Here is a 13,072-nt window from a genome sequence, read left to right as displayed (position 1 = left end):
AAAATGTCACCGCGAAAAAAACCGCCGTCCCGAGAGGGGCGGCGGTTTTTTTGGTCAGTCGGGCGGGCGGGGTCGCTCTCAGGCAGCGGCTGATCAGCTGGCGAGGCGCTTGACCATGGCCTCGACCATGCGCGAGGACTGACGTGCGGCGACGTGCAGGAATTCCTCGAAGGATTGGCTGTTGTTGTCCTTGCCGGCGATGTCAGACAGCGCACGGATGACCACGAACGGCATCTCATAGACGAAGCAGGTCTGGGCGATGGCGGCGGCTTCCATCTCGGCGGCCAGCATGTCCGGGAAGCGCGAGCGAGTCAGCGCGACCAGTTCCGGGTCTGCCATGAAGATGTCGCCGGTGCAGATCAGGCCTTCACGCGCCTTGATCTCGCCCTGGGCTTCGACGCACTCACGCGCGATCTTCACCAGTGCCGGGTCTGACGGGTAGGCGGCCGGCATCTGCGGCACCTGACCGTATTCGTAGCCGAACACCACGGCATCGACGTCGTGGTGACGCACTTCGCTGGAGATGACCACGTCGCCGATCTCCAGATCAGACGCGAAGCCCCCAGCGGAACCGGTGTTGATGATGGCGTCCGGCTGGTAGCGTTCGATCAGCTGGCAGGCGCCCACGGCGGCATTGACCTTGCCGATGCCGGACTGCAGCAGCACGATCTTGAGGCCGTGCAGCTGGCCGACGTGGAAGGTGGAGCCGGCATGTTGAGTCGTGGTGCTGTCTTCCAGCAGCTCGGCGAGGATGGCGACTTCCTCGGCCATGGCGCCGATGATGCCAAGTGTCTTGAGGGGCATGGTGAAATCCTGAAGCAGGGCCTGCGGGGCATCCTGTCATGCGATGCCCCGCGGCCAGGGGAGGTGTCAGCGAGAGGGTGCGTGCTTACTTGCCGGCCAGCTGGGCATCGTGCAGCTCGGCGGCGAACAGGGTGTTCTCCAGCAGCGAGGCAACGGTCATCGGGCCGACGCCGCCCGGTACCGGCGTGATCCAGCCTGCGCGCTCCGCTGCCGGGGCGAACTCCACGTCACCGACCAGCGAGCCGTTGTCGAGGCGGTTGATGCCCACATCGATGACGATGGCGCCTTCCTTGATCCACTCACCCTTGACCAGGCCCGGCTTGCCGACGCCGACCACGACGAGGTCTGCCTGGCGGACCTTGCTCTCCAGGTCCTTGGTGAAGCGGTGGCAGACGGTGGTGGTGCAGCCGGCCAGCATCAGCTCCAGTGACATCGGGCGACCGACGATGTTGGAGGCGCCCACGATGGTGGCGTCCATGCCGCGCACCTGCAGGCCGCTCTCGGACAGCAGCGTCATGATGCCCTTGGGGGTGCAGGGGCGCATTACCGGCAGGCGCTGCGCCAGACGACCGAGGTTGTAGGGGTGGAAGCCGTCCACGTCCTTGTCGGTACGGATGCGCTCGAGAATCGGGCGTGAATCGAGATGCGCCGGCAGCGGCAGCTGCACCAGGATGCCGTCGATGCTGGTGTCGTCATTCAGCTGGTCGACCAGGGCTTCCAGTTCCTGCTGAGTGGTGTCAGCGGACAAGCGGTGCTGGGTGGAGAGAATGCCAGCCTTCTCGCAGGCGAGGTGCTTGTTGCGGACATAGACCTCGGACGCCGCGTCTTCACCGACCAGCACGACGGCAAGCCCCGGAATACGTTCACCGGCATCACGACGCGCATCGACCTGACGGCCTACCTGTTGGCGTACGCGTTCGGCGATGGCCTTGCCATCTATCAGTTGTGCTGACATCAGCGATCATTCCTTCTCGTGGGCGATAAATGCAGGAGGGACAACGATGGCCAATTTTCGCATGCCTTGCCCTCCAGTCAACGCCGAATGACGACCTTGGTCGAAAGCTGTCATGGCTGTCAGGTCTTTCGCAGGCGCCCGACAGTGCAGAAGACGGCGCCAGGAGGCAGGCGAGAGTGGGGTCATGCCATGCGGTTGTCGCCTTGACGCTCCCTCTGTAGAGGCGCAGCAGAGGTAGAAGCAAAGGGAGAGACAAAGGGTGAAGCAGAGAGCGGGGTAAGGAGAAGGGTGGGGTAGATGGGAGAGGGCGGATGGCATAGAGGCAGAAAGCGTGAAGACGATAGTCAGTCCACCGGCGGCGCTCAGTCGTCGCAAGTCATCACTGCGTCAGTGGCAGAAGCGATGAAAGGCGTGGCGCCTTGTATCAGCAAGGAGAGATGTTGGAGGCTGCAGGGATGAAAGTCCGCGACATGACATTGGCATGACAGTGCGAGGGGCAAACGATTCTTTTGGAAAGAATTCACGTAAGGGCTTGACCGCAGACGAAAGTTCGGTAGAATACGCCTCGCATCGACGGGGTTCGACGGTCGGTTGAAGACGGTTTCGGGATATAGCGCAGTCTGGTAGCGCGCCTGCTTTGGGAGCAGGATGTCGGGGGTTCGAATCCCTCTATCCCGACCACTTGAATACAACGTATCGCAAGGCTTCGGTCTTCTGAAACAGTATTCAGGGCTTTGTCCGGAGGTTGACTCGCAGCATTAGTTTCTGCGCCTATAGCTCAACCGGATAGAGCAACGGCCTTCTAAGCCGTAGGTTGCAGGTTCGAGTCCTGCTGGGCGTGCCATCGAGATGACGTTTGTCATCGAAGTGGATGTCGGAATGCTCTTCATTGAGCCTGATGACTGCGACCAGACGATGTGAAGATGTTCATGCAGTGGTGGGTGTAGCTCAGTGGTAGAGCCCCGGATTGTGACTCCGGTGGTCGTGGGTTCGAACCCCATCATCCACCCCATTGCATGTCAGCTTGAGCAGTATCAACGAGATGGAGACGGCAGGCTTTCTGTCCAACCTCCAGAAGTGGTGGGTGTAGCTCAGTGGTAGAGCCCCGGATTGTGACTCCGGTGGTCGTGGGTTCGAACCCCATCATCCACCCCACGTCTCGATGAATATCAGGATGCTGCCTGGCCCACTTGGGCGGGCGGCATGCCGCAAAAGGGGGAGAAGGCCAATGGCTTTCTCCTCCTTTTTTTTGGTTTTTTCGCACTGCTCCATGCATGACGATTCCGGGTTGCCGGGCGCTCCAGGTGCCTGTCTGGCGGGTAGGTGGAGCAGAAAATGGCCGGGGTCCTTGAATAACTTGGACCAAGGCACCATATGAAAGGGTCATATCCGCGCTTGCCAGCGCGTGGCGGGGTTTCTACAATCTTCGCCTTTATGATTCGAACGCCACCAGTGGGTAGAGGAACTTTCATGCAAGCTTCTGTCGCAACGACTTCTCCGATCGAGCGCACGGTCACCATCACGGTGCCGGCTTCTGAAGTCGACCAGGCCGTCAACGCCCGTCTTCTGGAAACCGCCAAGACCGTTCGTCTGAACGGCTTCCGCAAGGGCCACGTGCCGATGGCAGTGGTGCAACAGCGTTACGGCAAGGACGTGCGCAACGAAATCGTTGGCGAGATCATGCGCCAGCATTACGTGACCGCCGTCACCGAAAACGAACTGAACCCGGCTGGCTGGCCGAAGATCGACGCGACCGTCGATGAAGCCGGCAAGGATCTGGAGTTCGTCGCGACTCTGGAAATCTACCCGGAAATCGAACTGAAGCCGATCGAAGGCGCTGAAATCGAGCGTCCGCAGGCTGAAGTGACCGACGCCGACGTCGAAGAGATGATCGAGACCCTGCGCAAGCAGAACGCCTCCTGGACTGACGTTGAGCGCGCTGCCGCTGACGGCGACCAGGTCAAGATCGACTTTGAAGGCTTCCTCGGTGAAGAGGCCTTCGAAGGCGGCAAGGCAGAAGGTCACGAGCTGGTGCTGGGCTCCAACAGCTTCATCCCGGGCTTCGAAGAGCAGCTGGTCGGCGCTGCTGCCGGCGACGACAAGGAAATCAAGGTTTCCTTCCCGGCTGACTACCAGGCCGAGCACCTCGCCGGTCAGGAAGCGACCTTCAAGGTCAAGGTCCACGCCGTCAAGGCTCAGGAACTGCCGGAAGTGAACGAAGAGTTCATCGCCCAGTTCGGCCTGGAAGCTGCCGATGTCGAAAGCTTCAAGGTGGAAGTGAAGAAGAACATGCAGCGTGAGCTGAAGAACGCGATCGAGAATCGCGTCAAGCAGCAGGTGCTGGCCGAACTGACCAAGGCCAACGACATCCTCGTGCCGCAGGCTCTGGCCGACCAGGAAATCGACGGTCTGAAGCGTCAGGCTGCACAGCAGTTCGGTCTGGGCGAAGACTTCGACGTCTCCCAGCTGCCGGGCGAGCTGTTCCAGGACCAGGCGGTCCAGCGCGTCAAGACTGGCCTGCTGCTCAGCGAAGTCGTCAGCAGCAACGAGATGGACGTCAGCGACGAAGAGCTGAATGCTCGCGTTGAAGAAATGGCTCAGCAGTACCAGGACCCGGCTCAGGTCACCGAGTACTATGGTTCCAACGAACAGGCTCGCAACCAGCTCAAGTCCGTGCTGCTTGAAGAGAAGGCCGTTGACAAGCTGCTGGCACAGGCTCAGGTTAAGGACGTTGCCATGTCCTACCAGGAAGCCCTGCAGGCTGCACAGCAGCAGGAAGAAGCAGAAGAAGAGGCTGCTGAAGCCGAAGGCGAGCAAGCCTGAAGCTTGGTTGACCCCTAGTGCTTGCTAGACCAGGACCCGGCTACGGCCGGGTCTCTGGTCAGTGGGCGGGGTAAAGTGGCATGCTCAATGGATATCAATGTCATCGGATGAAGGAAGCCCCCATGAACGACTTCGACATCAAGAATGCTGGCGGTCTGGTTCCGATGGTTGTCGAGCAGAATGCTCGCGGCGAACGGGCCTATGACATCTATTCCCGCCTGCTGAAGGAACGGGTGATCTTCCTTGTGGGTCCGGTTGAGGATTACATGGCCAATCTGGTCGTGGCTCAGCTGTTGTTCCTCGAGTCTGAAAACCCGGACAAGGACATCCATCTGTACATCAACTCGCCGGGCGGCTCCGTGACTGCAGGGATGGCGATCTACGACACCATGCAGTTCATCAAGCCCGACGTGTCCACCGTGTGCATCGGCCAGGCAGCCAGCATGGGTGCCTTGCTGCTGGCAGGCGGTGCCGCCGGCAAGCGCTACGCGCTGCCGAATTCCCGCGTCATGATCCACCAGCCGCTGGGCGGCTATCAGGGTCAGGCCACGGATATCGAGATTCACACCAAGGAAATCCTGACCATCCGTGAGAAGCTCAATCGCATTCTCGCGCACCACACTGGCCAGGACTTCGACACCATTGCCAATGATACCGACCGTGACAACTTCATGGCGGCCAATCAGGCAGTGGAGTACGGCCTGATCGATGCCGTGCTGGAACGCCGTCCCGACGTGGAGTGATCCGCGTAAACGGCTGACCTGACGTCGGCAAACATGCATTTCCGGCGGCTCCCCGGGGAGTCGCCGCCATTGAGAGGTACGCGAATGGCTGACGGCAAAGGCAAGGACGAGAACGGCAAACTGCTGTACTGCTCCTTCTGTGGCAAGAACCAGAATGAAGTGCGCAAGCTGATCGCGGGACCTTCCGTCTACATCTGCGACGAATGTGTCGATCTGTGCAATGACATCATTCGCGAAGAGGTCCTCGAAGCCGACGCCGAAGGTGATGATGATCGCCTGCCGGCGCCGCGTGAGATTCGTTCCACTCTCGACGATTACGTGATCGGCCAGGACCGCGCCAAGCGTGTGCTGTCCGTGGCGGTGTACAACCACTACAAGCGTCTGCGTGCCGGTCAGAAGGCCGCGGATGAAGTGGAACTGGGCAAGTCCAACATCCTGCTCATCGGCCCGACCGGTAGCGGCAAGACGCTGCTGGCCGAGACGCTGGCGCGCCTGTTGAACGTCCCGTTCACCATCGCGGATGCGACCACCCTGACCGAAGCGGGCTATGTCGGTGAGGACGTCGAGAACATCATCCAGAAGCTGCTGCAGAAATGCGATTACGATGTCGAGAAGGCCGAACGTGGCATTGTCTACATCGATGAGATCGACAAGATCTCGCGCAAGTCCGACAACCCCTCCATCACGCGTGATGTCTCGGGTGAAGGCGTGCAGCAGGCACTGCTCAAGCTGATCGAGGGCACCACTGCCTCGGTGCCGCCGCAGGGCGGTCGCAAGCACCCTCAGCAGGAATTCCTGCAGGTGAATACCGGCAATATCCTGTTCATCGTCGGCGGTGCTTTCGCTGGCCTGGACAAGGTGATCCGTGAACGCGCCGAGAAGGGCGGCATCGGCTTCAATGCCGAGGTCAAGAGCAAGCAGGACGAGAAGACCGTGGGTCGCGTGCTGGCAGACGTCGAGCCGGGTGATCTGGTCAAGTTCGGTCTCATCCCCGAGTTCGTTGGCCGCCTGCCGGTCATCGCGACGCTGACCGAGCTGGACGAAGATGCCCTGGTGCAGATTCTGACCGAGCCGAAGAACTCGCTGGTCAAGCAGTACTCGCGCCTGTTCGAGATGGAAGATGTCGAGCTGGACCTGCGCGAAGATGCGCTGCGTGCCGTGGCTCGCAAGGCCATCGAGCGTCGTACCGGCGCACGTGGTCTGCGCTCGATCCTCGAGTCCGTGCTGCTCGACACCATGTATGACATCCCGTCCGAGGAAAGTGTCAGCAAGGTGGTGGTGGATGAGTCGGTGATTGCCGGCGACAGCAAGCCGCTGCTGATCTACTCCAAGAACGAAGAGAGTCAGGGCAAGGTGGCCGGCAAGGACGGCTGAAACGTCCGGGCCTGAGTCGCACCAACGGGGGGCCGCAAGGCCCCCCGTTGCGTTTGCGCTCGCAAGCCATCCTTACTGTGATGCATTCGCGGGTCACGCACGGCTTCATTCAGTGTTGAGTTACCGCCAGGCGTGTCGGGATCATTGCAAAATCATGACCTTGCCCCCATGGTCTCAGTATCAAAGTGCCGTGTGAGGCGGCCCACCCACAGAATACCGAGGAACGTCTGCCATGGAGCAGAACGAAGATCAGACCCTGACACTTCCGCTGCTGCCGCTGCGGGATGTGGTGGTCTATCCCCAGATGGTGATTCCGCTGTTCGTCGGCCGGGAAAAGTCGATCCAGGCCCTCGAAGTGGCCATGGAAGGCGACAAGAAGATCCTGCTTGCGGCGCAGCGTGAAGCCAGCCAGGACGACCCGACGGCGGAAGACCTGTTCGCCATCGGCACCGTTGCCGACATCATGCAGCTGCTCAAACTCCCTGATGGCACCGTCAAGGTGCTGATCGAGGGCAGTTCGCGCGCCGATATCCAGGCGATTCGCCTGCACGACGACGGCCACAGCATCGCCGACGTCGCCCTGCGTGACAGCCAGCCGCTATCCGAGCGGGAGCAGGAAACCCTGGTGCGCGTGCTGCTCAACCAGTTCGAGCAGTATGTGAAGCTCTCCAAGAAGGTGCCCAACGAAGTGCTGGGCAGCCTGCAGGGCATTGAAGACCCAAGCCGTCTGGTGGACACCATCAGCGCGCATCTGTCGCTGGGCATCAATGACAAGCAGGCGCTGCTCGAGATGGACAAGGTGCGTGACCGCATCGAGCACCTGATGACGCTGATCGAAGCGGAGATCGACCTGTTGCAGGTCGAGAAGCGCATTCGTACCCGCGTCAAGGAGCAGATGGAGAAGTCGCAGCGCGAGTACTACCTCAATGAGCAGATGAAGGCCATCCAGAAGGAAATGGGTGAGCTGGATGACGTGCCCAACGAGGTCGAGCAGTACGAGCGTCGCATCAAGGACGCCGGCATGCCGAAGGAGGCAGAGGAGAAGGCCACTCAGGAGCTCAACAAGCTCAAGATGATGGGGCCGACTTCCGCCGAGGCGACCGTGGTGCGCACCTATCTGGACTGGCTGTGCGACGTGCCGTGGAAGAAGCGCACGCGTGTGCGTCACGACATCGACCACGCCGCCAAGGTGCTGGACGAGGACCACTACGGTCTGGATGAGGTCAAGGAACGCATCCTCGAGTATCTCGCCGTGCAGAAGCGCGTCAAGAAGCTCAAGGGGCCGGTGCTGTGTCTGGTCGGTCCGCCGGGTGTCGGCAAGACCTCGCTGGGCAAGTCCATCGCACGTGCCACCAACCGTCAGTACACCCGTATGGCGCTGGGCGGCGTGCGCGATGAGTCCGAGATCCGCGGTCACCGCCGCACCTATATCGGGGCACTGCCGGGCAAGATCATCCAGCGCATGGCCAAGACGGGCGTGAAGAATCCGCTGGTGCTGCTCGACGAGATCGACAAGCTGGGCATGGACCACCGCGGTGATCCGGCCTCGGCGCTGCTTGAGGTGCTTGACCCGGAGCAGAACGACAAGTTCGCCGATCACTACCTCGAGCTTGATTACGATCTGTCCGAGACCCTGTTCATCTGTACGTCCAACTCGATGAACATTCCGGGCCCGCTGCGCGACCGCATGGAAATCATCCGTCTGCCGGGTTACACCGAAGACGAGAAGCTGGCCATCGCGATGCGCTACCTGGCGCCCAAGCAGCTCAAGGCCAATGGTCTGAAGCCGGGCGAGCTGACCTTCAGCGAAGCCTCCGTGCTCGAGCTGATCCGTTACTACTCGCGTGAAGCCGGTGTACGTGAACTTGAGCGCCAGCTCGCCAAGGTCTGCCGCAAGATCGTGCGTGAGCGTGTGGTCGCCGAGGCAAAGGAGGGTGCAATGTCTTCCATGCACCTTGAGGCCGAGCAGGTTGAACGCTACGCGGGTGTCCGCAAGTACAGCTTCGGCCTTGCCGATGCCGAGGACCAGATCGGCCGTGTCACTGGCCTGGCCTGGACCTCCGTCGGCGGTGAGCTGCTGACCATCGAGTCTGTCGTCACGCCGGGCAAGGGCCGTGTCAGCAAGACCGGGTCACTGGGCGACGTCATGAAGGAATCGGTGAGTGCGGCCCACACCGTGGTACGTGCGCGTGCCGAGGCCTTCGGTATCGAGGCTGAGCGCTTCGAGAAGGAAGACCTGCACATTCACGTGCCGGAAGGCGCCACGCCCAAGGACGGCCCCAGTGCGGGCGCTGCCATGGTCACCGCGATGGTATCCGCTTACTGTGGACGCCCCGTGCGCTGTGACGTGGCAATGACCGGTGAGGTCAACCTGCGCGGCGAAGTCATGCCGATCGGTGGCCTCAAGGAGAAATTGCTGGCGGCGCGACGCGGTGGTATAAAGCTTGTGCTGATTCCCGAGGAAAATCGCCGTGACCTCAAGGAGGTTCCGGACACCATCAAGGATGCACTCGATATTCGGCCGGTGCGCTGGATCGACGAAGTGCTTGAGGTGGCTCTAGCAGAAAAGTCTACTGCTGAGAAGGACGATTCTCGTTCAGACGATGCCAGTGGTCGTCAGACAATGATTAGTACACATTGACGGGATTTTTTTGGCCATGCCGCTGTCGAAACGGCGGCGTGGTGCGGTTTTGCGCGTGAGGTTGCTTGACAGTCGTTTGAGGGCGTTGCTATAAACTCCGCTTCGTCGCGATCGCGTTTAGCACCCGTAATTTTCGCGCTGATTTCTGGTAATTTTTGCAAATTCAAGGGGTGAAGAGTGAATAAATCCGAGCTGATCGAAGCCATTGCTGCATCTGCCGATATTCCGAAAGCAGCAGCTAGCCGTGCACTCGATGCGATGGTCGACACCGTCACTGATAGCCTGAAGAAGGGTGAGACCGTGGCACTGGTCGGGTTCGGCACCTTTATTGTCAAGGAACGTGCTGCACGTACTGGCCGTAACCCGCAGACTGGCGCTCCGATCGAGATCAGTGCTGCCAAGGTGCCGAGCTTCAAGGCTGGCAAGGCACTGAAAGACGCCGTCAACTGAGGTCTGCCTGCTTCGCAGGCACCCGGTGGCGCGGTACCGGTTCGGGAGTGGTCTGATGACTGCCGAACCGGCACCAGAACATCGAAGCGCATCGCCTGGCGATGCGCTTTTTTTGTGGCTGAACCTGGCCATGTCGGCAGGGCGCAAGCGTTCGATGACCCTGGCGAGTCAGTCAGTCGTGCAAAGTCACCTGCATCTGTCTGCGGCATGCGTATAATCATCAGTCACTGAGTCGCGGCCCTTGTGGCCATTCCAATCCCTGTAGTTCGAGGCCTGCATGCTGCAACGAATTCGAGACCGGTCGCATGGCTGGGTGGCCAAGACGATCGTTGGTTTCATTGTCGTCACCTTTGCCTTCTTTGGTGTTGAGTCGATCATTGGCGCCTTCACTGCCAGCAGTGACGACGTGGCCACGGTCAATGGCGATACCATCAGCCGTCAGGCGGTGGAAACCGAAGTCCAGCGTGCCATTCGTTCTGGCCAGGTAGCGCCGGAACAGGAGCGCGAAGCACGCAATCAGATCATCAACCAGATGATCGATTCCCGCCTGCTGGATCAATACGCCGAGGAAGGCGGCCTGCACATGTCCGATGCGCAGCTCGATCAACTGATCGTGAGCATTCCGGACTTCCAGGACGACAAGGGACGCTTCGATGCCGACCTGTTCCGCAATCGTCTGGCCAGCGCCGGCTATTCTCCCACCTCCTTCCGCCAGCAGCTGAGCAGCGACACCCTGCGCCAGCAGTTGACCGACGGCTTCGCCGCCAGTGCCTTCGTGCTGCCGGGCGAAGAAGAGAAGCTCAGCCAGCTGCAGCGTCAGACGCGCACCTTCCGCTATGCCACGCTGAGCAGTGCGGACCTCGATGCGCCGGTGACGGTCAGCGAAGACGAACTCAAGGCCTGGTATGACAGCCACCAGGACAACTACCGCCGCCCGGCACAGGTCAAGCTGGCCTACGTGCTGCTGGACCAGAACGAGCTGGCCAGCGGTGGCGATATCAGCGAAGACACGCTGAAGGCCGAATATGCGGCCAAGCGTGCCGATGCGCCGCGGGAAATCGCGCACATCATGGTCGAGAAGGGTGACGATGATGCGGCGGCACGAGCCAAGCTCGAGGGCGCACGTGACGCACTCGCCAACGGCGAAGACTTCGCCAAGGTGGCGGCCGAGGTCTCCGAAGACAGCTCCACGGCTGAGGACGGCGGTGAGCTTGGCGTGATCACCCGCGGTATCTTCGGTGAAGACTTCGATGACGCGGCCTTCGCGCTGGATGAAGGTCAGGTCTCGGATATCGTCGATACCGGCGACAGCCTGCACCTGATCAAGGTGACCGGTCTGGACATCGCGCCCTTCGAGGACATGCGCGACGAGCTGCTGACGCAAGCCCGTCAGACCGCTTCCCGCGATACCTTCAACGAGAAGGCGCAGCAGCTGAAAGATGAGAGCTTCGCGGCGGATGATCTGGCCAGCGTCGCCGAGGATCTGGACCTGCCCCTGAAGAAGACCGACTGGGTCGCGCAGGAAAATGATGACGAACTGCTGTCCGAGCCGGGTGTGATGGCGGCAGCCTTCGGTGACGAAGTGCTGAAAGAGGGCTACAACAGTGACGTCATCGAACTGGATGACAGCCGTCGTCTGGTACTGCGCGTTCTCGAGCAGCGTCCGGCCACCACGCTGGCGCTGAATGAGGTCAAGCAGCAGGTTCAGCGCGAAGCCAAGGCCGACAAGACTGCCAAGGCACTCGAAGCACTGGCCGAGAAGCGTCTGGAGACGCTGCGCCAGGGTGGATCACTCGAGGGGCTCGACTGGCAGCAGGCTGATGACGTCAGCCGTCAGGCCAGCACCCAGCTGCCGCAGAGTCTGGTCAAGCAGGCCTTCACGCTGGCGCACCCGCAGGATGGCCAGCCGGTCTACGGCAAGGCGTCGCTCAGTGGTGGCATCGCGCTGATCGCTCTTGCCGAGATCGGCGAGGCCGAGCCAGGCGAGATGGACCAGTTCCTCTCGCGTCTGGCCACGCGTCTGCGTGCTCAGGCTGCTGTCACGGGTCTGCAGGAATCTCTGCGTGAGCGTGCCGAGATCGAGCGCAACTGATCGAGCGCAAATGAGCCAGGCTACTGGCGTGGGCAGCTTTCCCTGCCAATGAGACCGTCACCCCTTGGGGTGGCGGTCTTTTTTTGGTTCAAGCCATTGGGTTCAGGCCTTTGGGTTCAGGCCTTTGGGTCAAGCCTCGCAGGCTCAGGTATCGAAGCTCAGGCCGCCAGGCTGCGTGCGGGTGTGGCGTCAGGTCACGAGTCATGTATCAAGTCACGAGCCCAGCCGCTGACGCAGGCGCTGGGAGAGTTCGCGGTGACGGGCCTGAATGCCCGTGGAGAGCGTCTGGCGCAGCCAGCGGTGGCCGGCGTCATGGTGCAGGCGTTCGTGCCACACCAGCCAGTAGGAGAAGCGATTGAGGGTGATGGGCAGCGGACGCAGGGCCAGCGGCAGCTGATCGAGCATGCTGATGGCCAGACAGCCCGGCACGCACAGCAGCAGGTCGCTGTGGCAGCTGACACTGAAGGCGGCCAGAAAATGGGGCTGGCGCATGACGACCTGACGACTCAGTCCCAGTTCCGCCAGCTTGAGGTCCACCGCGCCTCGCTCATCGCCACCCATGCTGATCAATTGGTGGCTGGCGGCGAGGAAGTCCTCCAGGCTCAAGGTCTCCTTCGCTGCCAGCGGATGGTCCTTGCGCATCACGCAGACGAACTGATCATCCCCGATCTCGCGACCATGCACGCCGGCCGGCACCCTGGCGGTGGGCACGCACATCGCAAGCTCCGGCCCGCCTTCTTCCAGCTGCTGTTCGACATTGCCGCCATAGGCCTGGATATCCAGACGGATGCCGGGCGCCTGCTCGTGCAGCGGGGCGATCTGGGGCGCCACGAAGGCGTGCATGCCGTAATCGGTGGTGGCCAGCTGAAAGCGACGCTGGCTATCTTCAGGCGAGAACTCGGGCGGTGCCAGTAGGGCGCCCAGCTCCTGCAGCAGGCGGGCGAGGGGCTGCCTGAGGGCCTCTGCGCGTGCGGTGGGGCGCAGACCGCGTTGCGCGCGCACGAACAGGGGGTCATCAAAGGCCTCGCGCAGCCGGCCCAGGGTGCGGGACACCGCAGGCTGGCTCAGGTTGAGGCGCTCAGCGGCCCGCGACACGCTGCGGGTTTCCAGCAGCGCATGCAGCGCGACCAGCGTATTGAGATCATGGCGGGCAAGTTCAGCCAGGTGCATGGCAAGCGGTTCCCGGTAGT

At 61.4% G+C, this 13,072-nt stretch carries 9 protein-coding genes and 4 tRNA genes; 10 read left to right on the top strand and 3 right to left on the bottom strand.

What is annotated here, in order from left to right; translation table 11 throughout:
• Positions 1 to 93 precede the first annotated feature (93 nt).
• On the bottom strand, positions 94 to 804 hold the full coding sequence (gene mtnN, locus AOG28_RS04575) for a 5'-methylthioadenosine/S-adenosylhomocysteine nucleosidase (protein ID WP_054555495.1): 711 nt from the start codon (positions 802 to 804) through the stop codon (positions 94 to 96).
• An 85-nt stretch (positions 805 to 889) separates the two neighbouring features.
• Positions 890 to 1,759 carry a bifunctional methylenetetrahydrofolate dehydrogenase/methenyltetrahydrofolate cyclohydrolase FolD gene (folD, locus tag AOG28_RS04570; protein WP_054555494.1) on the bottom strand — a complete coding sequence of 290 codons (870 nt, stop codon included), beginning with the start codon at positions 1,757 to 1,759 and terminating at the stop codon, positions 890 to 892.
• Positions 1,760 to 2,363: 604 nt separating this feature from the next.
• On the opposite strand from folD, the gene AOG28_RS04565 reads away from it, so the two are divergent.
• From AOG28_RS04565 to AOG28_RS04520, 10 genes are all read left to right on the top strand, one after another.
• Positions 2,364 to 2,440, top strand: a tRNA-Pro gene (locus tag AOG28_RS04565).
• An 86-nt stretch (positions 2,441 to 2,526) separates the two neighbouring features.
• Positions 2,527 to 2,603: transfer RNA gene (locus AOG28_RS04560), tRNA-Arg, on the top strand.
• 93 nt (positions 2,604 to 2,696) lie between these two features.
• Positions 2,697 to 2,771, top strand: a tRNA-His gene (locus AOG28_RS04555).
• Positions 2,772 to 2,839: 68 nt separating this feature from the next.
• Positions 2,840 to 2,914 (top strand) — tRNA-His (locus AOG28_RS04550).
• 315 nt (positions 2,915 to 3,229) lie between these two features.
• Positions 3,230 to 4,582, top strand: a complete 1,353-nt coding sequence (gene tig / locus AOG28_RS04545; RefSeq protein ID WP_043331301.1) for a trigger factor — start codon at positions 3,230 to 3,232, stop codon at positions 4,580 to 4,582.
• A gap of 122 nt (positions 4,583 to 4,704) precedes the next feature.
• Positions 4,705 to 5,325, top strand: a complete 621-nt coding sequence (gene clpP, locus AOG28_RS04540) for an ATP-dependent Clp endopeptidase proteolytic subunit ClpP (RefSeq protein ID WP_043331300.1) — start codon at positions 4,705 to 4,707, stop codon at positions 5,323 to 5,325.
• Positions 5,326 to 5,409: 84 nt separating this feature from the next.
• Entirely contained in the window at positions 5,410 to 6,699 is a 1,290-nt protein-coding gene (gene clpX, locus AOG28_RS04535; RefSeq protein WP_043331299.1) for an ATP-dependent Clp protease ATP-binding subunit ClpX, read from the top strand.
• A 232-nt stretch (positions 6,700 to 6,931) separates the two neighbouring features.
• Complete coding sequence (lon, locus tag AOG28_RS04530; RefSeq protein ID WP_054555493.1) at positions 6,932 to 9,340, top strand: endopeptidase La; 2,409 nt, start codon at positions 6,932 to 6,934, stop codon at positions 9,338 to 9,340.
• A gap of 177 nt (positions 9,341 to 9,517) precedes the next feature.
• Positions 9,518 to 9,790 (top strand): HU family DNA-binding protein, encoded by a 273-nt coding sequence (locus AOG28_RS04525; protein WP_043331296.1) that lies wholly within the window; start codon positions 9,518 to 9,520, stop codon positions 9,788 to 9,790.
• 277 nt (positions 9,791 to 10,067) lie between these two features.
• Positions 10,068 to 11,882, top strand: a complete 1,815-nt coding sequence (locus AOG28_RS04520) for a SurA N-terminal domain-containing protein (protein WP_054555492.1) — start codon at positions 10,068 to 10,070, stop codon at positions 11,880 to 11,882.
• Positions 11,883 to 12,095: 213 nt separating this feature from the next.
• On the opposite strand, the gene AOG28_RS04515 is transcribed toward AOG28_RS04520, so the two are convergent.
• Positions 12,096 to 13,052 carry a LysR family transcriptional regulator gene (locus AOG28_RS04515; protein ID WP_052384231.1) on the bottom strand — a complete coding sequence of 319 codons (957 nt, stop codon included), beginning with the start codon at positions 13,050 to 13,052 and terminating at the stop codon, positions 12,096 to 12,098.
• Positions 13,053 to 13,072 lie beyond the last annotated feature (20 nt).

Source organism: Cobetia sp. UCD-24C, from assembly GCF_001306765.1.
In the GTDB taxonomy this organism is placed as follows: domain Bacteria; phylum Pseudomonadota; class Gammaproteobacteria; order Pseudomonadales; family Halomonadaceae; genus Cobetia; species Cobetia amphilecti.
Note: the sequence above shows the minus strand (reverse complement) of the source record. Positions and strands in the feature narration are given on the sequence as shown.